This is a genomic window from Streptomyces sp. NPDC050508, from assembly GCF_040655155.1.
Taxonomy (GTDB): Bacteria; Actinomycetota; Actinomycetes; order Streptomycetales; family Streptomycetaceae; genus Streptomyces.
Genome location: NZ_JBFAJJ010000009.1, coordinates 94,831 through 116,891, shown reverse-complemented (window position 1 = coordinate 116,891; position 22,061 = coordinate 94,831). Strand labels below are relative to the sequence as shown.

At 70.1% G+C, this 22,061-nt stretch carries 22 protein-coding genes and 1 pseudogene; 10 read left to right on the top strand and 13 right to left on the bottom strand.

Features of this window, described 5'->3' with window-relative positions:
- The first annotated feature begins 90 nt into the window (after nt 1–90).
- A complete protein-coding gene (locus AB0I69_RS25775) occupies nt 91–276 on the top strand; it encodes a hypothetical protein (RefSeq protein ID WP_363098043.1) in 186 nt (61 codons plus the stop codon).
- A 182-nt stretch (nt 277–458) separates the two neighbouring features.
- Complete coding sequence (locus tag AB0I69_RS25770) at nt 459–1,847, top strand: S53 family peptidase (RefSeq protein ID WP_363098042.1); 1,389 nt, start codon at nt 459–461, stop codon at nt 1,845–1,847.
- An 81-nt stretch (nt 1,848–1,928) separates the two neighbouring features.
- Here the strand turns inward: AB0I69_RS25770 and AB0I69_RS25765 are convergent, their stop codons facing one another.
- Nucleotides 1,929–2,690, bottom strand: coding sequence for a phosphoglyceromutase (locus AB0I69_RS25765; protein ID WP_363098041.1), 762 nt, complete (start codon nt 2,688–2,690; stop codon nt 1,929–1,931).
- Between the two features lie 178 nt (nt 2,691–2,868).
- Between AB0I69_RS25765 and AB0I69_RS25760 the strand changes: the two genes are divergently transcribed.
- Nucleotides 2,869–4,134 (top strand): MFS transporter, encoded by a 1,266-nt coding sequence (locus AB0I69_RS25760; protein WP_363098040.1) that lies wholly within the window; start codon nt 2,869–2,871, stop codon nt 4,132–4,134.
- 108 nt (nt 4,135–4,242) lie between these two features.
- On the opposite strand, the gene AB0I69_RS25755 is transcribed toward AB0I69_RS25760, so the two are convergent.
- Nucleotides 4,243–4,467 (bottom strand): hypothetical protein, encoded by a 225-nt coding sequence (locus AB0I69_RS25755; RefSeq protein ID WP_363098039.1) that lies wholly within the window; start codon nt 4,465–4,467, stop codon nt 4,243–4,245.
- A 421-nt stretch (nt 4,468–4,888) separates the two neighbouring features.
- The gene (locus AB0I69_RS25750; protein WP_363098038.1) at nt 4,889–5,197 is read right to left on the bottom strand and encodes a hypothetical protein; all 309 of its coding nucleotides are present in this window, start codon (nt 5,195–5,197) and stop codon (nt 4,889–4,891) included.
- Between the two features lie 205 nt (nt 5,198–5,402).
- Between AB0I69_RS25750 and AB0I69_RS25745 the strand changes: the two are divergent.
- Together AB0I69_RS25745 and fxsT are read left to right on the top strand one after the other, a co-directional pair.
- Nucleotides 5,403–5,612: pseudogene (locus AB0I69_RS25745) on the top strand (MFS transporter); the annotation flags it as partial.
- A gap of 98 nt (nt 5,613–5,710) precedes the next feature.
- Nucleotides 5,711–8,218 carry an FxSxx-COOH system tetratricopeptide repeat protein gene (gene fxsT / locus AB0I69_RS25740; protein ID WP_363098037.1) on the top strand — a complete coding sequence of 836 codons (2,508 nt, stop codon included), beginning with the start codon at nt 5,711–5,713 and terminating at the stop codon, nt 8,216–8,218.
- A gap of 2 nt (nt 8,219–8,220) precedes the next feature.
- Here fxsT and AB0I69_RS25735 read toward each other — a convergent pair whose 3' ends face one another.
- Entirely contained in the window at nt 8,221–8,658 is a 438-nt protein-coding gene (locus tag AB0I69_RS25735; protein ID WP_363098036.1) for a DUF2000 domain-containing protein, read from the bottom strand.
- 49 nt (nt 8,659–8,707) lie between these two features.
- On the opposite strand from AB0I69_RS25735, the gene AB0I69_RS25730 reads away from it, so the two are divergent.
- On the top strand, nt 8,708–9,529 hold the full coding sequence (locus AB0I69_RS25730; RefSeq protein WP_363098035.1) for an AraC family transcriptional regulator: 822 nt from the start codon (nt 8,708–8,710) through the stop codon (nt 9,527–9,529).
- Between the two features lies 1 nt (nt 9,530).
- Here AB0I69_RS25730 and AB0I69_RS25725 read toward each other — a convergent pair whose 3' ends face one another.
- From AB0I69_RS25725 to AB0I69_RS25710, 4 genes are all read right to left on the bottom strand, one after another.
- The gene (locus AB0I69_RS25725) at nt 9,531–11,159 is read right to left on the bottom strand and encodes a glycosyl hydrolase family 28-related protein (protein WP_363098034.1); all 1,629 of its coding nucleotides are present in this window, start codon (nt 11,157–11,159) and stop codon (nt 9,531–9,533) included.
- A 110-nt stretch (nt 11,160–11,269) separates the two neighbouring features.
- Nucleotides 11,270–11,782, bottom strand: coding sequence for a YbjN domain-containing protein (locus tag AB0I69_RS25720; RefSeq protein ID WP_363098033.1), 513 nt, complete (start codon nt 11,780–11,782; stop codon nt 11,270–11,272).
- Nucleotides 11,775–13,112, bottom strand: a complete 1,338-nt coding sequence (mshA, locus tag AB0I69_RS25715; RefSeq protein ID WP_363098032.1) for a D-inositol-3-phosphate glycosyltransferase — start codon at nt 13,110–13,112, stop codon at nt 11,775–11,777. The genes AB0I69_RS25720 and mshA overlap by 8 nt, the downstream gene beginning before the upstream one ends.
- A gap of 176 nt (nt 13,113–13,288) precedes the next feature.
- The gene (locus AB0I69_RS25710) at nt 13,289–13,813 is read right to left on the bottom strand and encodes a hypothetical protein (RefSeq protein WP_363098031.1); all 525 of its coding nucleotides are present in this window, start codon (nt 13,811–13,813) and stop codon (nt 13,289–13,291) included.
- Between the two features lie 133 nt (nt 13,814–13,946).
- Between AB0I69_RS25710 and AB0I69_RS25705 the strand changes: the two genes are divergently transcribed.
- From AB0I69_RS25705 to AB0I69_RS25695, 3 genes are all read left to right on the top strand, one after another.
- A complete protein-coding gene (locus AB0I69_RS25705; RefSeq protein ID WP_363098030.1) occupies nt 13,947–14,759 on the top strand; it encodes a class I SAM-dependent methyltransferase in 813 nt (270 codons plus the stop codon).
- Nucleotides 14,760–15,015: 256 nt separating this feature from the next.
- A complete protein-coding gene (locus AB0I69_RS25700) occupies nt 15,016–16,062 on the top strand; it encodes an NlpC/P60 family protein (protein ID WP_363098029.1) in 1,047 nt (348 codons plus the stop codon).
- A gap of 289 nt (nt 16,063–16,351) precedes the next feature.
- Nucleotides 16,352–17,755: a fused response regulator/phosphatase gene (locus AB0I69_RS25695; RefSeq protein WP_363098028.1), complete on the top strand. Its 1,404-nt coding sequence runs from the start codon at nt 16,352–16,354 to the stop codon at nt 17,753–17,755.
- A 34-nt stretch (nt 17,756–17,789) separates the two neighbouring features.
- On the opposite strand, the gene AB0I69_RS25690 is transcribed toward AB0I69_RS25695, so the two are convergent.
- The 4 genes from AB0I69_RS25690 to AB0I69_RS25675 all read right to left on the bottom strand — a co-directional run bounded on the left by AB0I69_RS25690 (nt 17,790) and on the right by AB0I69_RS25675 (nt 20,617).
- Complete coding sequence (locus tag AB0I69_RS25690; RefSeq protein WP_363098301.1) at nt 17,790–18,131, bottom strand: DUF2516 family protein; 342 nt, start codon at nt 18,129–18,131, stop codon at nt 17,790–17,792.
- 113 nt (nt 18,132–18,244) lie between these two features.
- Entirely contained in the window at nt 18,245–18,892 is a 648-nt protein-coding gene (locus tag AB0I69_RS25685) for a hypothetical protein (protein WP_363098027.1), read from the bottom strand.
- Between the two features lie 75 nt (nt 18,893–18,967).
- Nucleotides 18,968–19,417 carry a helix-turn-helix transcriptional regulator gene (locus AB0I69_RS25680; protein ID WP_363098026.1) on the bottom strand — a complete coding sequence of 150 codons (450 nt, stop codon included), beginning with the start codon at nt 19,415–19,417 and terminating at the stop codon, nt 18,968–18,970.
- Nucleotides 19,418–19,498: 81 nt separating this feature from the next.
- Entirely contained in the window at nt 19,499–20,617 is a 1,119-nt protein-coding gene (locus AB0I69_RS25675) for an NAD(P)/FAD-dependent oxidoreductase (protein WP_363098025.1), read from the bottom strand.
- A gap of 67 nt (nt 20,618–20,684) precedes the next feature.
- Between AB0I69_RS25675 and AB0I69_RS25670 the strand changes: the two genes are divergently transcribed.
- Nucleotides 20,685–21,377, top strand: coding sequence for a TetR/AcrR family transcriptional regulator C-terminal domain-containing protein (locus AB0I69_RS25670; protein ID WP_363098024.1), 693 nt, complete (start codon nt 20,685–20,687; stop codon nt 21,375–21,377).
- A gap of 53 nt (nt 21,378–21,430) precedes the next feature.
- On the opposite strand, the gene AB0I69_RS25665 is transcribed toward AB0I69_RS25670, so the two are convergent.
- A complete protein-coding gene (locus AB0I69_RS25665) occupies nt 21,431–21,958 on the bottom strand; it encodes a DUF6817 domain-containing protein (RefSeq protein ID WP_363098023.1) in 528 nt (175 codons plus the stop codon).
- Between the last annotated feature and the right edge of the window lie 103 nt (nt 21,959–22,061).

Here is a 22,061-nt window from a genome sequence, read left to right as displayed (position 1 = left end):
CGGGCGAGGGCATCGTGGAGGTCAGTCGACAACAGCCGACAGCGGTCGACAACAGCCGCTCGCCCGTCCGTCCGCCGGAAGGAACGTCCCATGGAATCAACGCAGTTCACGAACCCGGCCGAGGTTCCCGGCGAGAACGCCCTCGCCCCGCTGCTGGCCGCGTGGGACCTGGCGCACCCCGCTGTGGGCGACCCGGAGTGGCGGCATCTGCTGGACGAGATCGCCCATCCCCGCACTACGGAGGCGTTCCGCCGCCTGGCAGGGTCCGCGGCCTGAGTCAACTGAATCAACACGTCTGATCGGCAGGACTGTTCGAGCCTTCGGTGCTGTTTGGGCAAAGGGTTCGACATCGACAGTTCAACAGTCTTGTCCTGTGCATGTCTCACTCGATGAGATGCGCGGAGACCTTTTCGTACGGCTGACGGCCGGGCGAACTCCGCAGCACTCAGGGGGGATTCATGCACATGGCCCGCACCAGGCCCACCAGGCGTGGCATAGCCGCTTCCACGGCCGCCACCGCCACCCTCGCCGTCGCCGCCCTGGCGACCGCGCCGCTGGCCGGCGTCACCAGCGCCGCGCCCGCCGCCGTACCGCAGACGAAGGCGATCCCGGCCATCGCCGGACACACCCTCGCGCGCGACGTGCCGAGCCCGCTGACCAGCGCGCAGTGCGAGGCCAAGTGGCACATCGCCTGCTACAACCCGCTGCAGTACCGCACGGCGTACAACCTCAACCCGCTTTACAAGAAGGGCATTACGGGCAAGGGGCGGACGATCGTCATCGTCGACTCGTTCGGCTCGCCGACGATCCAGCACGATCTCGACACGTACAGCAAGCAGTTCGGCCTGAAGAGCGCCAAGGTCAAGGTCGTGAAGTGGGGCAACGTGCCCGTCTTCGACCCCAAGAACGCCGACATGACCGGCTGGGCCGGCGAGACCACCCTCGACGTCGAGATGGCGCACGCGGTCGCGCCCGACGCGAAGATCGTGCTGGTGGAGACGGCGGTCGCCGAGACCGAGGGCGTCACCGGCCTGCCGGAGATGATGGACGCCGAGAAGGCCCTGATCGACCACGGCATCGGCGACGTCATCACGCAGAGCTTCGGCGCGACGGAGAACACCTTCCCCGGCTTCGACCAGGGCGACTTCTCCAGCATCAAGAAGCTGCGCTACGCCTTCCAGGACGCCAACCGCAAGCACGTGACCGTCCTCGCCTCCTCCGGCGACGGCGGCGCCACCGACTACAACCTGGACGGCTCGGCCTTCTACGACAAGCCCGTCAACTCCTGGCCCTCCTCGGACCCGCTGGTCACGTCGATCGGCGGCACCCAGCTCCACCTGAACGACAAGGGCGACCGCGTCACGCCGGACAGCGTCTACAACGACTACGGCGCGGGCGGCGGCGGCCAGTCCCACGTGTTCTCCCGCCCGTCCTTCCAGAACGGCGTGAAGAGCATCGTCGGCACCCAGCGCGCCACGCCGGACGTGTCGATGGCGGCGGCGGTCAACGGCGGCGCGTGGGTCTACTCCAGCTACGACCCGACCGCGATCGGCTGGGACGTCTACGGCGGCACGAGCGAGGCCAGCCCCCTCTTCTCGGGCATCGTCGCCCTCGCCGACCAGGCGGCGGGCCACCGGGTGGGCAACATCAACTCGGCGCTGTACACCCTGTCGAAGCACGGCGCCAAGAGCAACGGCATCGTCGACGTGAACGACGGCACGAACAACACGTACGCGGGCGTCACCGGCTACACGGCCGTCAACGGCTACGACATGGCGACGGGCGTGGGCACGGTGGACGCGCTGCGGTTCATACCGGCGCTGGCGAAGGCGAGTTGGCGGCGCTGAGGTCCCGCTGACGCACGCAGAGACGGCCCGGGTTCGCATCCCCTGCGCACCCGGGCCGTCCGCGTCCCGTGCGGTTGGGGGCTACTTCTTCTTGCCCTGGTTCTTAACCGCCTCGATCGCAGCCGCGGCAGCATCCGGGTCGAGGTACGTGCCGCCGGCCTTGACCGGCTTGAACGCGGCGTCCAGTTCGTACGCCAGCGGGATGCCCGTCGGGATGTTCAGGCCCGCGATGTCGGCGTCGGAGATGCCGTCGAGGTGCTTGACCAGGGCGCGGAGGCTGTTGCCGTGGGCTGCGACCAGGACCGTGCGGCCGGCGAGGAGGTCGGGGACGATGCCGTCGTACCAGTACGGGAGCATGCGGACGACGACGTCCTTCAGGCACTCCGTGCGGGGGCGCAGCTCCGGGGGGATGGAGGCGTAGCGCGGGTCGGCGGACTGGGAGAACTCCGAGTCGTCGGACAGAGGGGGCGGGGGGGTGTCGTAGGAACGGCGCCAGAGCATGAACTGCTCCTCGCCGAACTCCGCGAGGGTCTGGGCCTTGTCCTTGCCCTGGAGGGCGCCGTAGTGGCGCTCGTTCAGGCGCCAGCTGCGGTGGACCGGGATCCAGTGGCGGTCCGCCGCCTCCAGCGACAGCTGCGCCGTGCGGATCGCGCGCTTCTGGAGGGACGTGTGGACCACGTCGGGGAGGAGGTCGGCGTCCTTCAGGAGTTCGCCACCGCGGACTGCCTCCTTCTCGCCCTTCTCGTTCAGGTTGACGTCCACCCAGCCGGTGAACAGGTTCTTCGCGTTCCACTCGCTCTCGCCGTGGCGGAGGAGGATCAGCTTGTACGGTGCGTCGGCCATGCCTCAGAGCGTAATCCACGCATTCGGGCCACGGTCGGGTGGCCGCCTCCCGGTCCGACAGTTGACGGCTTCTGTTAATTGAGTGGTCCGCCGACCCTTCCCCTTCGTAAGTTGTGATTGCCGCCTTGACCACTTACACCTGCACCTGCACCTGGTCCGACCGTGGGGGGATTCATCCATGTCACCTGCCGCCCTGAGACGCGCCGCCCGGGAAACCGTCTCCGGTCTGCCCCGCGAGTTCTGGTGGCTGTGGACCAGCACCCTCGTCAACCGGCTCGGGGCGTTCGTCTCGACCTTCATGGCCCTGTACCTGACCCTCGACCGCGGCTACTCCGCCACCTACGCCGGTCTCGTCGCCTCGCTGTACGGGCTCGGCGGGGTCGTCTCCTCCATCGGCTCCGGGGTGCTGACCGACCGGATCGGACGCCGGCCCACCCTCCTCGTCGCGCAGTCGTCGACCGCCGCGTCCGTGGCGCTGCTCGGCTTCGTGCACGACCCCGTCGCCATCGCCGCCGTAGCGTGCCTCGTCGGGGCGGCGACCAACGCGTCCCGCCCGGCGGTGCAGGCGATGATGGCCGACATCGTGCGGCCCGAGGACCGCGTCCGCGCGTTCTCGCTCAACTACTGGGCCATCAACCTCGGCTTCGCCGTCTCGTCCATGGCCGCCGGGTTCATCGCCGAGGTCAGCTACCGCGCCGGGTTCCTGCTGGAGGCCGGGATGACGGCGGTCTGCGCGGTCGTCGTGTTCCTGAAGCTGCCCGAGTCCCGGCCCACCGTCGCTACGGACGACGGCAAGGGGGCCGCCGCCGACGCGGTCGGCCTCGGGACGGTCGTGCGCGACGGACGGTTCATGAGCGTCGTAGGACTGTCCTTCCTCGTCGCCCTCGTCTTCCAGCAGGGCTCGGTCGGACTGCCGGTCGCGATGGGCGAGGCCGGGTTCACGCCCGCCGACTACGGCACCGCCATCGCCGTCAACGGCTTCCTCATCGTCGCCCTCCAGATCCCGGTCACCCGCCTCATCGAACACCGCGACCCCAAGCGGCTGTTGGTCGTCTCCTCGCTCCTCGCGGGCTACGGCTTCGGGCTCACCGCGTTCGCCGGTTCGGTCGGCGTCTTCGCCCTCACGGTGTGCGTGTGGACCCTCGGCGAGATGATCAACGCCCCGACGCAGACGGGCCTTGTGGTCCGCCTCTCCCCCGTCCAGGGACGCGGGCGCTACCAGGGCATGTACACCCTGTCCTGGGCGGTGGCCGCGCTCGTCGCGCCGCTGATGTCCGGGTTCGTCATCGACCACCTCGGCGCGGAGTGGCTGTGGGGGACGTGCGCGGTCGTGGGGACGGTGGCGGCGGTGGGTTACGGGGCGCTGATGCGGGGGCTTCCGGCGAGCGGACCGGCGACCGTCCCGGCCCCCGCCACCGCGAAGCCGGAGATCAGCGCGGCCTGACAGCCCTCCGATGACACGGCTGCGCCAACGACGAGCCCCCCACCCGCACTTCTTCTGCCGGTAGGGGGCTCGTCGTGGTGACCGGCGATGACCGCCGATGGGCGTCGGTCAGTAGCCGACGTTCACACCGACGTTGTGGGGGAGCGCACCGAGAGTGCCGCCCAGGGTGCCAAGGACAGTTGCCTTGACCGAGTCGACCTCGGCGAGGAGGTCCGCACTGCTGAGGGTCGTCGAGCCGATGCTGACGCTGACCTGCGGGCTCACGCCGCCGGAGACGGTGTCGAGCTCGGCGTCGGAGATCTCAAGGGTCTGAACCTGGGGAGCGGAGTTCATGGGGAAACTGCCCTTCGCGTGGTGGTCCACATGGGGATGCGGTCCCGCTGGGGGACAGACTGCGGGCCGCGATGCGCAGGATCAAACCACGCGACGTGCGGGGCATCCAGTCCGAACCCGTTCCCGGCAGGGCAGTTGAATGCTGCGACGGCCGAATCGTGCGAGTGTGCACACGAGTTGGGTCCGGGTTCTCTACACGCGGCGGCGCACAGCGGGCTTACAGACAGTGCGGCGGCCGGTTCGAACCGGACAACTCTGCCCCAACGGGCCCCGCCCACCCCGCGGTTGCGTACGCCCTGTGCAGATTCGGTCGTGGATGGCGTCACGGGTGCATCCGCGCACCCTTCACCACCTTGTCCACCGCGTTCCCCAATCCCCCTCGGCGAACGCGTCCGCTGCTGGGGGGTGGGTGGGCGAGTGGTCACTCCCGCCCGAGACCCGCCCACCCGAAACCGGATGGGCGGGTAAAGGTGAGCAATGCGCGGCCGGTCAGGGAATCAGCACACGACGGTGATCGAGAACGGCCCGCCCCAGCCAGGGCGCCGGCGCCGAGAGCGACAAGCGCCGTACGGAAGCCAGTGATCACGACGCCGTCAGCAGGTTCCAGATTTCGTGTGCGTAAGTGGGCGCCATCGATCCACCAAGGCCCGCGCCACAACAACAAGGCGTAGCCGACGACAGCAAGGACCAGCGCCGCTACGAGGACGAGCCGCTTCACCGGCAGTTTCATGCGGCGCATCATGTCCGCAGCAGCGTCACGAGAACCGGCTTCTGGGCAGAACCACGCCAGGTCTACGCACCCGCGATTCCACACGGTCCTTCACTCAGGTCGGCTGATCTCACGGTGTTCGACGGCAAACGACTCTCCGGTACCCAAACTTCGGCGGCACCCGCTCAACCTTTGCTGTCACAGGACAACGCGCGAGCGTCGAAACGTGTCCTGGGCCGTGGCCGCCCTCGTCGCACCGCTGATGTCCGGGTTCGTCATCGACCACCTCGGCGCGGAGTGGCTGTGGGGGACGTGCGCGGTCGTGGGGACGGTGGCGGCGGTGGGGTACGGGGCGCTGATGCGGGGGCTTCCGGCGAGCGGACCGGCGACCGTGGAAACACCGGCTGCGGCCGAGCCCGAGGTCAGCGCGGCCTGAGGCCGACTCGCAGCTCCACCCGCGCGACCCTCACCTCACGAGGTATACAAGGAGGTGCGGTACGGGGGCCGTTGGGGCCGCTGGGGTGGGAGGCGGGCATGAGCGACAGTTCCGGGCCGATCTTCGTCAGCCATGCGGGGCGCGACGGTCAATGGGCGGAGTGGGTCGCCTGGCACCTCCAGGAGAACGGCTACGAGGTCGAACTCGACATCTGGCACTGGCGCCCGGGCGAGGACTTCGTCAAGAAGATGAGCGAGGCGCTGGAGAAGGCGTCCGCCGTCGTCGCCCTGTTCTCCCCCCAGTATTTCGGCCCGGGCCGGTACACCGAGGAGGAGTGGACCGCCGCCGTCGCCGGGCGGGACCGCTTCATTCCGTTGGTCGTCGAGCCTCTGGAGGCAGGGCAGTTGCCCGCGATCCTGCGGCCCCGGATCCGTCGGGAGCTGCACGATCTGGACGAGGCGGACGCGCTCAAGGCGCTCCTCGACGCGGTGCGGGGACCGTTGCCCCGGACCACCCCGCCGGCCTTTCCCGGTACCAAATCCGCCCGGACGTCGGCCCGGCCCGGCCTCCGACCCCGCTTCCCCTCCACCACCCAAGACCCCGACGTATGGGACGTACGACAGCGACGCAACCCGCACTTCACCGGCCGCGACGAGATCATCGAGAAGGTACGCACCGGTCTGCTCGGCGAGCGCCGGGCCGCCGTCCGGGTGCTCCACGGACCGGGCGGCGTCGGCAAGACCCAGGTGGCGCTCGAATACGCGCACCGGTTCGCCGGACAGTACGACCTGGTGTGGTGGGTCGACGCCGAACAGGGCGAACAGGTCCCTGCCCGGTACGCGGAACTCGCCGCACGCGTCGACGTGGCCAAGCCGGAGGCGGGCGCCGAGATCAACGCCCGGTACGCCATGGAGTACCTGCGCACCCATGAGCGCTGGCTCATCGTGCTGGACAACGCCGAGGATCCCAAGCAGCTGCGGAGTTGGCTGCCGGAAGGGGCCGGGCATGTGCTGATCACGGCGCGCGACCCGGCGTGGAGCAGGGTCGTACCGGGGCTCGCGCTGGAGGTCTTCAGCCGTGTGGAGTCATTGGCCTACCTGGAGCGCCAGTTGCCCACCCTGAGCGGCGGCACGGCGGACGCCCTGGCCGACGCCCTCGGCGATCTGCCCCTCGCACTGGCGCAGGCCGCCGGCGCGCTCGACGAAGGGACACCGCCCGACCACTATCTCCAGCTGCTCAGGACCAACACCGCCCAGCTCCTCGCCGACGGGGAGGTCTACGACTATCCGGTCTCGGTGGCCGCGACGGTCACGATCGCCGCCGACCGCCTCGACGCGGACCATCCGGAAGCGGCGGCGGTGCTGCGGCTGGCCGCGTTCCTCGGTCCTGAGCCCATTCCGACGACATGGCTCGTCAAGGCACGCGAGGCGCTGACCAGCGTTCCTGGAGACCCGAACGATTTCCGCTGGCCCAGGAACGCGCTCCAGCCGCTGGCCCGGTTGGGGCTGGCGGTCGTCGGGCCGGACGTGTTCCAGGTGCACCGGCTGACACAGGCCGTGGTGCGTCACCGCGCGGGTGGTCAAGCCGTGGGGCCGGTCCAGGACGATGTGGCGGGGCTGTTTGCCGCCGTCGATCCTGGTGACCCCGAGTTGCCCAAGAACTGGCCGGGCTGGTCATTTTTCATACCTCATCTGACGACCGCGCTGGACACCTTGGTCGGCAGGCCCGAACTGCGGCCGACCTTGCGGAAGGCGGCCGAATATCTCGCCCGCTCCGCACAGTCCGAGGCCGCCCTCGGGCTGAGCGAGAACCTGTACGAAACATGGACCACGTCCCTGGGCGAGGACCATCCCGACACGCTCCACGCGGCTCAGTTGGTGGGCCTTGCACTGAATGACCTGAGCGCGTTCGAAGAATGCCTGCCCCTGGCCACGGACCTCTTGGAAAGACGCCGCCGAGTGTTGGGTGAAGACCATCCCGACACGCTGAGTGCGGCCCACGACCTCGCCCTTGCTTACGGTCAACTGGACCGAGGCTCCGAGGCCTACGCCCTCTTGGCGGACATCATGCCGCGTCGCGAAGCAGCGCTGGGCGAAGATCACCTCGATGCGCTCCGCTCCGTCGCCGCATTCGGATTCACCCTGATGCAAATGGATCGTCTCGACGAAGCCCACAGCACACTGATGTACGTCCTGGAGCGGTTCCATCGCACTTCGAACAGCGCACACCCCAATGCCCTCGATACCTCCAGGGTCCTCGGCTTCACCCTGTACGCCATGCACAGGCTCGACGAAGCCCACGCCGTTCTGACGAATGTCCTGGCGCAGTGCCAACAGGTGCTCGGCAACAAACACACTCACACGCTTCAAAGCGCAGAATCCCTGGGCAGGACACTCATCGCTCTCGGCCGGAATTCCGAAGCCGAACAGCTCCTACGGACCACGAAAAGCCGGGCCCGCGAGGCCTACGGAGTCAACAACCGTCTGCACATCGAGATCACCCGTACCCTGGCCGAGGCCCTGGCAGCCCAAGGAAAGACCTACGACGCCCAGCAGCTAAGAGCCTCCCTCAAGCGCAAGAGCCTCACGAAAAATCGCCCCCGCTGACCTCAAGGATGCATCCGCGCCCCCTTAACCACCTTGTCCACCCCATTCCGAGGCCCATAAACAACCAGCCCCACCACATCCAGCTCAGCCGTGGCGACAGCCCGCACCGCCGCCCGGTTGTCCCGGTCGTTGCCGGTGCCGAACAGGTCGGACGTGAAAACCGCACGCGGCAGGGCACGGGACAGCGCCCGCCCGTGTGCCGTCACCAGCACCTCCTTCGTCCCCTCCAAGACCACCACCGGCTGCCGGAACATCGGCAGATACCGCACCCCGTCCGCATCCTCGTACGGCTCCCCGATCACCTCGGGAATCTGTGATCCCAGGCCGCTGACCAGGAAAGACGTGACGTTCAGCCGCTGCCAGGGCTCAAGGTCGTCCCGCAGCAGGACGGCGATCTTGGTGTCGAAGCGGATCGGTTCAGTGGTCGCGTCAGTGCTCATACGTCGAGACTGCCGACCGCCCCACAACTCCGTCTTGTACGTTCTTTGCATGGCCCCGCAGCGTCCCCAGCAGGAAGTCTCCGCGTGGCGGCCCCGCATCCCCGGTGTCGTCGAGGTCTTCCACGCCCACTTCACCGAGTACGCGTACCCGATGCACGTGCACGACGCGTGGACGCTGCTGATCGTGGACGACGGCGCCGTACGGTACGACCTCGACCGGCACGAGCACGGCACCCCGCACGACACGGTGTCGCTGCTCCCGCCGCACGTCCCGCACAACGGCTCCCCCGCCACCCCGCACGGTTTCCGCAAGCGCGTCCTCTATCTCGACGGCACGCACCTCTCGGACACCCTCATCGGTTCCGCCGTCGACCAGCCGGACCTCCGTGATCCCGAACTGCGGCTGCGCGTGGGCCAGTTGCACACCGCGCTCGGCCACCCCGGTGACGAGTTGGAGGCAGAGAGCCGGCTGACCCTCATCGCGGAACGCCTGCGCACCCGACTCCGACCGGCGGCTGCCGCTCCCATCCCGGTCCCCGGGCCCGTCCTCGCCCGCACCCTTCGCGAACTCCTCGACGAGCGCGTCGCCGAAGGCATCGCCCTCGACGAGGCCGCACGGCTCGTGCACGCCCATCCCGCCCATCTGGTACGGGCGTTCAGCGGGGCGTACGGCATCGCACCGCACCAGTACCTGATGTCCCGCCGCGTCGACCGCGCCCGCCGTCTCCTCCTCGACGGCCGCCCGCCGGGCGAGGTGGCTACGGTGACCGGGTTCTACGACCAGTCCCATCTCACCCGGCATTTCCGGAAGTTGGTGGGCGTGACGCCGGGCCGGTACGCACGCGACGCACGTCGACTCCGGCGCGCGTGAGTCACAACTCCCGCTGCGCCTCGTAGAGGTTCCGCGGCCGTACGACATCCGTCGTGCCGTAGAGCTCCAGCCGTGCGTGCAGGTCGCCGGTGAAGTCGGGGACGTCGATCTGGTCGAACTCGGTGACCGTGTTGACGCCCACCGTGGCGCTGTACGGGGCCAGTTCGTCGATCTTCATCAGGCCCGCGCGGCCGTTCGTGACGCGGATGTTCCAGTGGGTGAAGCGGGCGCCGAACAACGGGCCGGCGTTCGCGTCGCCGCCGTGGCGGCCGTTGTTGTTCACGGTGATGTCCGTGCGGACGTTGGCGAAGGGCAGGCCGCGGTGGCTGTCGAAGGTGCCCATGCGCATGTCGCCGCGCGACCAGACGTTGTACGACGACAGGCCCTCGACGTTGATGCCGTGGAGTTGGGTGTTGGAAGGGGCTGGGACGGTGCGCTCCTCGATCGTGAAGTCCTCGATGAGGTTGTCGTGCGAACCCTCGCGGCAGAAGTAGGGGTGGTGGGAGCCGCGGCCCGACACGGTCGTACGGCTCAGGGTGCAGGCCGACGCCGCCACCAGGCCGAAGCCGTTGTCGACATGACGGACCGTCACGTCGTCGAGCCAGCAGTCGTAGGCGCATTGGAGGACGACCCCGTTGTAGCCCTTGTCGAGGAGGTGCGGTTGTTGCGGGGTCTCGACGGCCTCCAGGGTCAGGCCTTCCACCCCCGAGCCCGTCAACTCCTCTACATGGGTGGTCAGTTGAGGGTTCCATTCGGGGCGTAGGTCGAGAGGCAGCGGGCGTTCCAGAGTCACCCTCCGACCGTGGACGTGCGCGATACGGACGGGCCACTCGTAGGGGACGTACGACAGCAGCTTCGTCTTGTCGTCCCAGTAGTACGCCTCGGGGCCGGGGCCGCCGCCCGCCATGTGCTGGAGGAGGGTGTGGCCGGTGTCGTCGGCCAGGCGGAGCAACACCAGTTCGCCCGGCTTCAGTTGGGAGGGGTCCGCCACCCGTACCGTCCACTCGCCCTGCCTCGCCGGCTCGATCGCCGTCAACGGACGCCATTCGTCACGCTTGTTGCCGGTCCAGCCCTCGAAGGGCCAGGCCTTCGCCCTGATCGCGGCGACCAGCGAGTCCCAACGGGCCGTCGGGGCAAGCCAGATGAGGCCGCCCGCCCAGGACCAGGACGACTTGTCGCCGCCGTAACGGGAGCCGTAGACACCGATCAGTTCCGTCAGATTCTTCGTCGCGTAGAGCTTCGTACGGTCGCTGCCTGCGCCCCGCAGGACCACCCCTGAGTGGCCTACGCGGATCACGTCGTCGATGCGGAAGGTGCCTGGCGGGATGAGAACCGTGCCACCGCCGGCCCTGCCGGCAGCGGCGATGGCACGGTTGATCGCGGGGGCGGAGTCGGTCGTGCCGTCCGCCACGGCGCCGTACGCGCGGACGTCCAGCACGCGCGAGTGCCGGGGGTGGCGTTGCGCGCCCACCTTCCCGACGTACGGGATCTGCGGGTGGGTGAACGGGGTCCGACTGAACTCCCGCCAAAGGGAAGGGACTTGACCTCGCGACCCCTGTTTCGGCAGGGGGACCGCCAAGGCCAACGTGCTTCCGAGCAGGGTTCGTCTGGTGAGACGGGTGTGGCTCATGTACGTACGTCCTCCCACGCGGCTCTTCATGGATGTGAACGACGTTCAGAAATGTGCTGGCGGTGAGCATGCCACGATGCCCAGGCACAACGAAAGGGGTCGGGACGAGATCAGTCGGTCGGCTGCTGGGTCAGATTCGTGAACGCGTCCAGATTCCGCGTCGACTCCCCGCGCGACACCCGCCACGCGTACTCCTTGCGGATCGCGGAGGCGAAGCCCAGTTCCAGGAGGGTGTTGAAGCTGCCGTCGGCGGCCTCCAGGACCTGGCCGAGGAGGCGGTCGATCTCGGCCTCGGTGACGGCGGACAGCGGCAGCCGGCCGGTGACGTACACGTCACCGAGCTGGTCGACGGCGTAACTCACGCCGTACAGCTTGAGGTTGCGCTCCAGGAGCCAGCGGTGGACGGCCGTCTCGTTCTCGTCGGGGTGGCGGACGACGAAGGCGTTGAGCGAGAGGGAGTGGCGGCCGACGAGGAGGGAGAGGGTCGTCGACAGCTTGCGGGTGCCGGGGAGTTTGACGACGAACGTGCCGAACTCCGGGCTCTCCCAGTCCAGTTCGGCATCCTTCAGGAAACCCTCGATGACCTGCGCCGCCCGGTCCTGATCCGCCGCTGCCTCACCCATGGTGCGAGCGTACGTGACGGCGGTGGGCCTGCGCGGCGGCCGCGTATACGTCCGCCGTGGCCGCGGCGGCCGTGTCCCAGCCGAAGCACTGCGCGTGCCGGGCGGCGGCCTCGCCCATGCGGGGCGCGAGGTGCGGGTCGTCGGCGAGGGTGCTCAGCACGCGCGCGTAGGCGGCGGGGTCGTGGCCCTGGACGAGGAAGCCGGTCTCGCCGTCGCGTACGGCGACCGGGAGGCCGCCGACCGAGGCCGCGAGCACCGGCGTACCGGCCGCCTGCGCCTCTATGGCGACCAGCCCGAAGGACTCGCTGTACGAGGGCATGACCAGCACGGACGCGGCCCGGAACCAGTCCGCGAGCTGCTCCTGCCCGACCGGCGGCCGGAACCGTACGACATCGGCGATGCCGAGCCGCGCGGCCAGCTTCTGCAGGCCCTCCGGCTTGGCGAGGCCGCTGCCGCTGGGGCCGCCGACGACGGGCACGACGATGTTCGAGCGCAGCTCGGGACGCTCGTCGAGGAGCACGGCGACCGCGCGCAGCAGGACGTCCGGCGCCTTCAGTGGCTGGATGCGGCCCGCGAAGAGCGGGATCAGGGCGTCCTGGGGCAGGCCGAGGCGAGCGCGGGCCGCCGCTCGGCCGTCCGCCGGGCGGAAGCGTTCGAGGTTCACGCCCGGGTGCACTACGGCGACCTTGGCGGGGTCGGCCGCGTAGTGCCGTACGAGTTCGTCGGCCTCCTCCGCCGTGTTGGCGATGAGGCGGTCGGCGGCGGAGACGATCTGGGTCTCGCCGATGACGCGGGCGGCCGGTTCGGGGGTGTCGCCGTCGGCCAGGTTGGCGTTCTTGACCTTGGCCATGGTGTGCATGGCGTGCACGAGGGGGACGCCCCAGCGCTGGGCGGCGAGCCAGCCGACGTGGCCGGAGAGCCAGTAGTGCGAGTGGACGAGGTCGTAGTAGCCGGGGCGGTGGCCGGCCCACGCCTGCATCACTCCGTGCGTGAACGCGCAGAGCTGGGCGGGGAGTTCCTCCTTGGCGAGGCCCTCGTAGGGGCCCGCGTCCACGTGCCGGACGAGGACGCCGGGCGCCAGCTCGACGGTCGGGGGGAGGGCGGCCGTGGTGGCGCGCGTGAAGATCTCGACCTCGATGTTGATCGCGGCGAGGCGCTGCGCGAGCTCCACGATGTAGACGTTCATGCCGCCCGCGTCGCCCGTGCCGGGCTGGTGCAGCGGTGACGTGTGCACGGAGAGCATGGCGACGCGGCGGGGCTTGCGGTGCAGCCGCAGCCGGGCGGGCGTGGCCGGGGAGCGCCGCCCGAGCCTGCCGACGTACTGGCTCACGTGGCGTTCCTCCTCGCTGCGGGCATGCCTGAGGGAGGGCGTGCGGGTCCCTCCAAGGGGGTGCAACGCCAGGCGGCGGGATTCTCATTCCGGCGCATGGGCATTTTACCGAGGCATTACCCTTTGTCGCTCAACCGTTCGAGGTGACGGTGCGTTGGCCGTGTCCGTTCAGGGCGTCAGCCCACGGGCGCCGTGGCGAAGGCGTGCCAGTACGCGGCCGCGCCGCCGGTCTGCTTGAGCAGCCGGGCCGGCTCGGGCGCGGCAGGCCATATCTGCAGCAGATACCGGTCGTCGGTCGCGGGCTCGTCGTCCTCCCGCACGTTCTTGCTCCGGCCGGCGTCCATGGCGATGGCGGAGTACCGCACGCGGTAGTCGCGCTCCTCCAGTCCCAGCTCCCACGAGTTCTTCCCGTTCCACTGCCGCAGCACCGTCTCCTCCGACAGCGGCCGGAACGGTACCTCGACGATCTCCTCCCACGTCTCGTCCACCTCAGGCCGGCTGTCGTGCAGTTCGGCGGTGAAGTCGACGCCGCCGATGTGCAGACCGGTCAGCAGGAGCAGCGTCCCGGCCGTCCCTCCCCCACAGAGCCCGACGCCGTCCTGCCCGGCGAAGGCGTCGTACAGGTCGCATTCGTCCCCGCCGCTCTCCATGAGCATCTGGCCGTAGTCGACGTGGACTTCGTCCGTGACGAGCACCTTCATCGGTCCCACCCTCACCTCGGCGACTTGATCTCCGATCCTGCCAGGCGGCACTGACAACGGGACGGGAAGCGACAGCTTCGGCCGGTGCCCGGTGCGGCGGCCCCCTCGTCCCGCGCCGCCTACCCTCGTACGTATGACAGCCCGCGCAGCCGCCCGCCCCATAGGAACAGTCACGCGCGGGACGACCAACCCCAACCGGCTGCGCCGTATGGACCGCTGGATCGTGGCGACGCACGGGGCGGAGCTGCGGCGGGCAGGCGAGCCCCTCGCCGTCGATCTCGGGTACGGTGCCGCGCCCTGGACGGCCGTGGAACTGCTGGAGCGGCTCCGTTCCGTCGCCCCCCGCGCGCGGGTGGTCGGGGTCGAGATCGAACCAGCGCGGGTCGCGGCGGCCCGGCCGTACGAGCGGGAGGGGCTGGTGTTCCGGCACGGCGGGTTCGAGATCCCCGTACCGCAGCGGCCGTCACTGATCCGCGCGGCGAACGTGCTGCGGCAGTACGACGAGGCGCAGGTGGCCGAGGTGTGGGCGCGGCTGTGCGGACGGCTCGCGCCGGCGAGCGGGGGCTCCCGGGGCGGGCTGCTCGTCGAGGGGACCTGTGACGAGATCGGGCGGCGGCACGTGTGGGTCGCGCTCGGGCCCGAGGGGCCGCGGACGGTCACCTTCGCGGCGCGGCTCGGTTCCCTGGACCGGCCGTCCGACCTCGCCGAGCGCCTCCCCAAGGCCCTCATCCACCGCAATGTGCCCGGCGAACCGGTGCACGCCTTCCTGCGCGACTTCGACCACGCCTGGGCCGCCGCCGCGCCCTACGCCTCCTACGGCGCCCGCCAGCGCTGGATCCGCGCGGTGCGGGACCTCACCGCCGACTGGCCGGTGACGGACGGACCGGTGCGCTGGCGGCAGGGCGAAGTGACCGTGACCTGGGGGGCGTTGGCTCCACGCGGGTGATTCCCGGTGCGGGTGCGGTGCGTGGGGAACGATCCCCGGCGACCGTTCGTCACACGGACGGGGAGATCGTCATGCCCGGTTGTGGCAGCTCACGACCTTGAAGGAAAGGGAAGAAGCACGCGAAGTACTACCTCTGTCGTTTTCCGTAGGGACATGGCACGATCCCCCAGGCGTCCGTAAGTTACTGACGGTCAATCAGATGCCAGACGGCTGACGTGGATGTGGGGGCAGGGGTATGGGAAGGCGGGCCCTGATCATGACGGCCGTGGCGGTCGTCTGCGCGGTCACCGTACTCGCGGCACCCGGCACCGCGTTCGCGAGCCCAACACCTTCGGCTACCCCGACAGCGTCCCCGACTCCCGTGACCAACAAGGACCTTGAGGCCGTACGCGAGAAGCTCGACGCGCTCTACCACGACGCCGCCGTCGCCACGGACGCCTACAACGCGGCCGAGGAGAAGGCCCAGAAGCAGTCGGCCGAGATCGTCGAGCTGGCCAAGAAGATCGTCAAGGGCCAGGACAGGCTGGACGAGTTGAAGGACCGCGCCGGTGCCGCGGCCCGCTCCCAGTACCGTACGGGCGGGCTCCCGGACGAGGCGCAGCTGATGCTGAGCGACAACCCGCAGGCCTTCCTGGACGGCGCCGGGCGAGTGCTGGAGGGCCAGCGCGCCACCAAGGGCCTGATCGCCGAACTGACCCGGACCCAGCAGGACTTGCAGCAGTACACCGCCGACGCCTCCACCCAGTGGCAGCAGTTGGAGAAGAACCGCCAGGCCAAGGCCGCCGCCAAGAAGAAGGTCACGACCCAGATCGCGGCGGCCGAGAAGCTTGAGTCCCAGCTGGAGCAGCAGGAGAAGAAGCGCCTGGCCGCGCTGGAGCAGCAGGCCGCGCTGAAGGCGCAGACCGCCTGGCTCGACTCCGGTGTCCTCAAGGACATCAGCGGCAAGGCGTCCGCCGAGGGCAAGGCGGCGGTGGCGTACGCGACGGCCCAGCTCGGCAAGCCGTACGAGTGGGGCGCCGAGGGCCCGAAGTCGTACGACTGCTCGGGGCTGACCTCACAGGCCTGGGCGAGCGCCGGCGACCCGATCCCGCGCACCTCGCAGGAGCAGTGGAAGCAGCTGCCGCACGTCGACGTCAAGGACATGCGTCCCGGTGACCTGATCATCTACTTCGACGACGCCAGCCATGTCGCGATGTACATCGGCGACGGCGCGATCATCCACGCCCCGCGACCGGGGCGGACGGTGACGATCGCGGGGGCGGGTTCGATGCCGATATTGGGTGTTGTGCGACCGGACGCGTGATGTGCCCCTATGCGGCCGGTGACCTCCTATGGGACCGGTGACCTGGGTCGCGTGACCCAGCACACGCACCACCCGCCCCAAACTCCCGCCCGGCGTGACCTTCGTCATCCCCGGGTGGCGGCCCCTCTGCCCAACTGCCGTACGGATCACGGCATATGACAGTGGCTGCCTGCCAAGCGACCTGACTCACACCATTCCTTTACTGCGCCCACTACCGCTATGGTCCCGGTCGGTGGGTCGAGGTCCCTCGCCCCACCGTGCCCTCGGGGGGAGGGAAGGAACCAGGACGATGCCCGCACCCATACCGCGGCAGAGAGCGATCCCGGCCGCGGAAAGTGGTCAGGCGCAGGCCGCGCCCGCGGTCGGCGGCCACTCCGGAGACACCTCCAGAGACACCTCCGGAGCCGTGGAGGCCCCGCGCACGCAGGACACGGTCGACGACGCCACGGCAGGCGGCAGGACCGCCGACGGCACGGCCGAGACCGCGCACCGCGCTGCCCACGGCACCCCCGCCGGTCACCTCACCCTGCTGATGATCGAGGACGACCCCGGCGGCTCGCCGGTCGTGCCCGAGCTGCTCGACCCGACCGGCAAGCCGATCCGGGTCCGCACCGCCCGCAACCTCACCGAGGCCGAGCGGCTGCTCACCGACGACGTCCACTGCATCCTGCTCGACCTCGCGCTGCCCGCCCCCGGCCGGGCCGGGGACGGCACCGACGACGAGCTGGCCGTACTCAGGCACGTACTGCGGCTCGCGCCCCACCACGCCGTCCTCGCCCTCACCGCGTCCGGCGACACCGAACGCGGCGCCGAGGCGGTCCGTGTCGGCGCCCAGGACTATCTCTTCCGCGACGAGCTGGACGGCCGGCTACTGAGCCGTGCGATCCGCTACGCGGTGGAGCGGAAACGTTCCGACAGGGCGGAGCGCAAGCTCACCGAGTCCAAGTTGCGCGCCCAGGAGAACGCCCGCCTCGAACGCGGCCTGCTGCCCACCCCCCTCCTGGAGGGCTCCCCGCTGCGCTTCGCCGCCCGCTACCGCCCCGGCCGCTCCCGCGCGCTGCTCGGCGGCGACTTCTACGACACCGTGCGCACCCCCGACGGCACCGTGCACGCGATGATCGGCGACGTCTGCGGCCACGGCCCCGACGAGGCCGCGCTCGGCGTGGAACTGCGGATCGCCTGGCGCGCGCTGACTCTGGCGGGCCTGTGCGGCGACCAGCTCCTCGGCACGCTGCAACAGGTCCTGGAGCACGAGCGCTCCGACGACGAGATCTTCGCGACGCTCTGCACGGTCGACATCGCCCCCGACGGCCGCCGCGCGGGCCTGTGCCTGGCCGGCCACCCGTCCCCGCTGCTCGCCCGCCCCGGCCGCCCGGCCGAACTCCTGCCCTACGACAACAACGGCCCCGCCCTCGGCCTGCTCCCCGGCGCCCGCTGGCCGCGGATGCAGGTGGACCTGGGCCCCGAGTGGAGCCTGATGCTCTACACCGACGGCCTGATCGAGGGCCGCGTCGGCGAGGGCCGCCGCGAACGGCTCGGACAGGACGGCATGGTGGCCATGGTCCGCCGCCAACTGGCCGAGGGCCTGCGGGGCGAGGAACTGCTCCGGGCAGCGATGAACGAGGTCCGCGACCTCAACGGCGGCGAGCTGACGGACGACGTGGCGGTGCTGATGCTGGACCGGGCGCCGTAGTCCCGGTCCAGGTCAGGTGTGTGGCCGTACGGCTTCAGCGTCCGCCGTTGTACGGGCCGTAGGGGCCGTCGCTGCTGGAGCCGCCGCTTCGGCGGCCTCCGCCGCCCGAGACCTGCCTCAGGGCGGGCCGGACGTCCACGAGGTAGACGATGCTCGCGACCGCGCCCGCGATGGGCAGCATCGCCAGCACCGAGAACAGGTAGCTCACCGCGAGGGTGATGGCCAGGATGATCAGCCAGAAGATCTTGTTCTGCTTGTTCGCGGCGCGGAAGGCGTCCTCACGCCGGAACGCGGCGTCGGCCAGCCCGAAGGCGGCCAGTCCCATGAGGAGGATCTTCAAGAGCCCCAGGAACCCCGCGAAGCCCAACATCAGCATGCTTGCCACCGCCCGCTCTCTCCCGACACCTACGCCGCCACCGTACCCGTAGAACGGGCCGGGCATCCCGAAGGTGCCCGGCCCGTATCCGTATGCGTATCCGTACGCGCCGCCTACTTGGCGGGCGGCGTGGTCTTCTTGGCGGTGGTCTTGCGGGCCGGAGCCTTCTTCGCGACGGGCTTCTTCGCCGGCGCGGCCGGGGCCGGGGTCTCGGCCTTCACCACGACGGGCTCGGACACGGGCGCCGGCTCGGGGTCGGGCTCGACCGCGACGGCCAGTTCCTCGATCTCGTCGGCGGCCTCGCCGCGCCAGGTCTTCACGGCCTGCTCGCCGTGCTCGGCGACCTTCTCGTACGTCTCGCGGGCCTTGACGGCGTACTCGGCGGCGACGCCGACACCGCGCAGCGCGAAGTCCTGGGCGGACTCGCCGAACTTCTTCAGGTCGGCGTCGAGCGTGGTGCCGAGCTTCTTGAGGTCGCCGTCGAGGCCGGCGATGAAGTCGTTGACCTTGGTCTGGAAGGTCTCCTGCGCCTCCTTGGCCTTGGCACCGGCCTCCTTGGCACGGGCGGCGGCCTTCTCCTGCACGGCCTTCGGGTCGGTGCCGCGCACGGCGTCGATCCGGGCCGGAGCCTCGGCACGCAGCTGCTCGACCAGGCCGGGAACCTTCTTGGCCTGCTGCAGCGCGAGGTCGGCGGTGCCGGCGGCGAAGTAGAGGGGGGTGGGGTCGCTCAGGGTCTTGCGCAGGTCATCGGTGATGGCCATGGTGATGGTCCTCCCGGTTGCTATCAGCTGAGGGTTTGGGTTGCTTACGCGATCAGCGGACGGGCCGTGTCATCGTCAACCGGCCGTCTGCTCCCGCGGGTCGGCGTCGCTGCCGTCGCCACCGTCGGTCGTCGTGCGGGTGTCGCCGTCGCCGTCCTCGCCCCCGTCGGCGATCTCGAACCCGTTCTCCTTGCGGAAGGACTCGTAGATCTGAAGCAGCACCTGCTTCTGCCGTTCGGTGAGCGTGGGATCGGCGAGGAGGACCGCACGCGTCTCGACCTCGTCCCGGTCCCGCTCGGCGTCGAGGATGCCGGCTCGCACGTACAACGTCTCGGCGGAGATCCGCAGCGCCTTGGCGACCTGCTGCAACACCTCCGCGCTCGGCTTGCGCAGCCCGCGCTCGATCTGGCTCAGATACGGATTCGACACCCCGGCGGCATCGGCGAGCTGCCGCAGGGACAGCTGCGCGGTGCGCCGCTGTTCACGCAGATACTCACCGAGATTGCCGACGTTGAGCGTTGCCATGCCTCTACCCTGCCTCACCCCCGCTAACTATTGCAAGCACCTGCTTGCAAAAGTGCGCCACGCCACTTGCGGTGCCGTACGTCAGGACGGCTGGACCTCGTCGAAGAGGGCAAGGGCTTCGGTGGGGTCCGGGCTCACCAGGCGTTCCAGTCCGGCCGCCGTGATCTCCGCCCACTTGCCGGCCCGTGCCCACATCTGTTCCTCGAAGGCGCGGACGGTCCCGTCCAGGTCTCCGGGGGCGGTGGCGATGACCTCGGCGAGTTCGGCGCCCTCCAGCATCGCGAGGTTCGCGCCCACTCCCAGCGGGGGCATCAGATGGGCGGCGTCGCCCAGGAGCGTCACCCCGGGGACGTGGGTCCAGGTGTGGGAGACGGGCAGGACGTACAAGGGGCGGTGGACGAAAGCGGTGCCGTGGCGGAGGAGGTCGAGGACGGGGGCGGCCCAGCCGTCGAACAGGGCCAGCAGGTTCGATCGCACAGCCTCGGCGTCGGCCAGGTCCAGGTTCGGGTGCGGGTCCAGCGGCGCGCGGAACTTCGTGTACACCTTCACGTGGCCGCCGCTGTTGCGCTGGGCGACAAGGCTTCGGTTGACGCCGTACACAGCCATGGAACCGTCGCCGATCAACCGGCCGAGGTCGGGGTGGCGGGTGTCGACGTCGTCGAGGGAGGTCTCGATCGAGGTGACGCCGGTGTAGTGCGGTGTCACCGGCGAGAGGGCCGGGCGGACCCGGGACCAGGCGCCGTCCGCGCCGACCACGAGGTCGAACGTCTCCTGTCGCCCGTCCGCGAAATGGACCCGTACGCCGTCCCGAGTCCCCGGCACCACCTGCGTCACGCCCCGGCCCCACCGGACGTCGAGCGGGCCGCGCAGCAGGTCGCGGAGTTGCCCGCGGTCGATCTCGGGATTGGCCCGGTCGTCCGGGCGGGGCAGCCAGTCACGCAGGACGGTCCCGTCCGTGTCCAGGATGCGCATGGCCTGCCCCTCGGGGCGGGACAGCTCCTGGAACTCCGCCCGCAGCCCCGCCTTGTCCAGCGCGAGCCGGCCGAGCCCTTCGTGCAGGTCCAGGGTGCCGCCCGGAGGGCGGGCGTCGGGGCCGGGATCGCGTTCGAAGACGGTGACGGGGTGGTCGTGGCGGTGCAGGACGCGGGCGAAGGTGAGGCCGGCGGGGCCGCCTCCGATGACAGCGATGCGATGTCTCATGCCGATACACTGTTGTCGATACACTGTATTTTCTCAATACGCCGCATCGCAACAGTACGATGGATCCATGACTGTCTGGGACCGGCCGGAGCCGCCGACTCGCCCCGTGCCGCTCGACCGGGAGCGGATCGTCGCCGCCGCCGTCGCACTGGCCGACGAGGGCGGGCTGGAGGCGGTGTCGTTGCGCAAGGTCGCCGCCCGGCTGAACGCCGGTCCGATGCGGCTGTACGGATACATCTCCACCAAGGAGGAGCTGTTCGACCTCATGGTGGACGAGGTCCAGGCCGAGATCCTCCCCAAGGAGCGACCCGGTGACTGGCGGGAGGCGCTGCGCGGCCTCGCCCACCGCACCAGGCGGACCGCCCTCCGTCACGAATGGCTGGCCGACCTGCTCGGCGGCCGCCCGACCCTGGGCCCGAACGGCCTCGCCGTGACCGAGGCCACGCTGGCCGCCCTCGACGGCCTCGCCGACGTCGACACCGTCATGCGCGCCGTGGAGACCGTCAGCGCCTATTTCACCGGCGCGATCAGACGCGAGATCGCGAACGTGCGGGCCGAGCGCGCCACGGGACTGTCCAAGCACGACTGGCAGCGCGCCCACGGCCCGCATGTGACGAGAATGCTGGCCACCGGCCGCTTCCCGGCGCTGGCCAGGGCCGTGCACGACGGCACGGACGTGGACGCCGAGACATCTTTCGCGACCGGCCTGGACTGGGTCCTGGACGCCGTGGCCGCCAGACTCACCCGGCCGCCGGCCTGACACTCAGCTCACGCAGCCGACTGGGAACGGACACGCACAGTCGGTCGACTCACTCAGTCCTCCGGAGCCGCCGCAAGCACCATGCGGCAGTCCGACCAGGCGGGTTGGCTCAGCAGGGGCCGAAGTCGGGTGAAGAAGGCGAGGAGTTGAGGTCCCCACTTCTCGCGGAAGGCGGGGTCGATGCGGGCGAGGTCGAGTTCGTTGGCGGCGGACAACTCGGCGAAGTCCCGGCGCAGTTGCTGCCCCGGAATGCGGGCACGACCGGTGAACCGGTCCTGGAAGGCGGCGTCGGCATCCGCGAGCGTCGGGTAGGTGGCCCTCCGGTCGCACGAGCCGTAGACGTACACGATGCCTTCCGCCTCGACGCCGATCACCGCTGCGAGTTCGTCACGTCGGTCCAGGGACAGCAGGGCGGTGGGGAAGCCGTCGGTGCCGTAGAACGCGTGGCAGAGGCCCGCGAGTTGGAGGGCGGGGCGGGCGTCCCATACGGCGAGTTGTTCTTGGACGCGCTGGAGGTGCGCGAGGAGTGTGCCGCCCGGGTGGGCGGTCTCCGCGGCACCGAGTTCACGCAGGAGCGCCATGGCTCGACCGTGACCGCCTGAGGTCGACACCCGTCCGCCCTTCGCCTGTGGTCCGGACCCCGCGAAGGCGCGGACGGGTTGCCGCCCGGGCCCTGGACCGAGT

Excerpts from the sequence above, each read along its gene's own strand:
- AB0I69_RS25735 (WP_363098036.1), bottom strand. The coding sequence starts at position 8,658 with ATGAGCACTGACGCGACCACTGAACCGATCCGCTTCGACACCAAGATC.
- AB0I69_RS25750 (WP_363098038.1), bottom strand. The coding sequence starts at position 5,197 with ATGAAACTGCCGGTGAAGCGGCTCGTCCTCGTAGCGGCGCTGGTCCTT.
- AB0I69_RS25690 (WP_363098301.1), bottom strand. The coding sequence starts at position 18,131 with ATGCTGATGTTGGGCTTCGCGGGGTTCCTGGGGCTCTTGAAGATCCTC.
- AB0I69_RS25685 (WP_363098027.1), bottom strand. The coding sequence starts at position 18,892 with ATGGCCATCACCGATGACCTGCGCAAGACCCTGAGCGACCCCACCCCC.
- AB0I69_RS25755 (WP_363098039.1), bottom strand. The coding sequence starts at position 4,467 with ATGAACTCCGCTCCCCAGGTTCAGACCCTTGAGATCTCCGACGCCGAG.
- AB0I69_RS25700 (WP_363098029.1), top strand. The coding sequence starts at position 15,016 with ATGACGGCCGTGGCGGTCGTCTGCGCGGTCACCGTACTCGCGGCACCC.
- AB0I69_RS25775 (WP_363098043.1), top strand. The coding sequence starts at position 91 with ATGGAATCAACGCAGTTCACGAACCCGGCCGAGGTTCCCGGCGAGAAC.
- AB0I69_RS25720 (WP_363098033.1), bottom strand. The coding sequence starts at position 11,782 with ATGGGTGAGGCAGCGGCGGATCAGGACCGGGCGGCGCAGGTCATCGAG.
- AB0I69_RS25665 (WP_363098023.1), bottom strand. The coding sequence starts at position 21,958 with ATGGCGCTCCTGCGTGAACTCGGTGCCGCGGAGACCGCCCACCCGGGC.
- AB0I69_RS25725 (WP_363098034.1), bottom strand. The coding sequence starts at position 11,159 with ATGAGCCACACCCGTCTCACCAGACGAACCCTGCTCGGAAGCACGTTG.
- AB0I69_RS25770 (WP_363098042.1), top strand. The coding sequence starts at position 459 with ATGCACATGGCCCGCACCAGGCCCACCAGGCGTGGCATAGCCGCTTCC.
- AB0I69_RS25705 (WP_363098030.1), top strand. The coding sequence starts at position 13,947 with ATGACAGCCCGCGCAGCCGCCCGCCCCATAGGAACAGTCACGCGCGGG.
- AB0I69_RS25730 (WP_363098035.1), top strand. The coding sequence starts at position 8,708 with ATGGCCCCGCAGCGTCCCCAGCAGGAAGTCTCCGCGTGGCGGCCCCGC.
- AB0I69_RS25695 (WP_363098028.1), top strand. The coding sequence starts at position 16,352 with ATGCCCGCACCCATACCGCGGCAGAGAGCGATCCCGGCCGCGGAAAGT.
- AB0I69_RS25710 (WP_363098031.1), bottom strand. The coding sequence starts at position 13,813 with ATGAAGGTGCTCGTCACGGACGAAGTCCACGTCGACTACGGCCAGATG.
- AB0I69_RS25670 (WP_363098024.1), top strand. The coding sequence starts at position 20,685 with ATGACTGTCTGGGACCGGCCGGAGCCGCCGACTCGCCCCGTGCCGCTC.
- AB0I69_RS25675 (WP_363098025.1), bottom strand. The coding sequence starts at position 20,617 with ATGAGACATCGCATCGCTGTCATCGGAGGCGGCCCCGCCGGCCTCACC.
- AB0I69_RS25765 (WP_363098041.1), bottom strand. The coding sequence starts at position 2,690 with ATGGCCGACGCACCGTACAAGCTGATCCTCCTCCGCCACGGCGAGAGC.
- fxsT (WP_363098037.1), top strand. The coding sequence starts at position 5,711 with ATGAGCGACAGTTCCGGGCCGATCTTCGTCAGCCATGCGGGGCGCGAC.
- AB0I69_RS25760 (WP_363098040.1), top strand. The coding sequence starts at position 2,869 with ATGTCACCTGCCGCCCTGAGACGCGCCGCCCGGGAAACCGTCTCCGGT.
- AB0I69_RS25680 (WP_363098026.1), bottom strand. The coding sequence starts at position 19,417 with ATGGCAACGCTCAACGTCGGCAATCTCGGTGAGTATCTGCGTGAACAG.